The 584-nt window shown below is 43.7% G+C and carries 1 protein-coding gene; it reads right to left on the reverse strand.

Features of this window, described 5'->3' with window-relative positions; all coding sequences use genetic code 11:
• Nucleotides 1–123: 123 nt before the first annotated feature.
• On the reverse strand, nucleotides 124–584 hold a 461-nt coding region (locus ACFFIX_RS27890), incomplete at its 5' end, for a hypothetical protein (RefSeq protein ID WP_446686122.1).

Consider the following 584-nt stretch of genomic DNA (forward strand, 5'->3'; position numbering starts at 1 on the left):
TTTTTTCGAATAAGCACACAACCGTTTTTCGAACCCTGCAAAATTTCTTCCGAACCCGAACGGCGTAACACTCCATTGAGTGAAGCTGCCGTTTGGTCGCTCCCCCTTTGGGGGCGGGGGGGGTTACATACCCATGCCGAAACCTCTGCTTCTGGTGATTTGCTTGAGTAGGTCTTTCCCCTCTTCCATAGCTTTTGATATGTTTGGGAAATGATGCCTTAAAGCCTCCAGTTGTTCGGAATTGAACAAGTCTTTCATCTTACCAAGTTCTTTTTTCAATTCCTTGGTTTCGGTCTTTAGTTCTTGGTTCTCCGTTCTTAGTCGGTTACTGGTTGTCCTTGCATTGTCCATTTGCTGTCTATAATACTCCTTGTCGTTCTCGGCTTTGAATACCTTTGTGCCGTTTCGCTCTTTTTCAAGTATAGCCTTTCCCAGTCTATCGGATAGCTGTTCATTTTCCCCCTCTAAAGCCTTTACTTTGGCTTTTAAGGCATCCTTTTCCCTATCGTTGACTGTTTTTCCAATCAAGCCGTAAAACTTCTCTGAAGCCTTAGAAATGAGTTTTTGGACGTTCTTCTTTGTTT

It is taken from the genome of Metabacillus herbersteinensis, assembly GCF_042433335.1.
Lineage (GTDB): Bacteria > Bacillota > Bacilli > Bacillales > Bacillaceae > Metabacillus > Metabacillus herbersteinensis.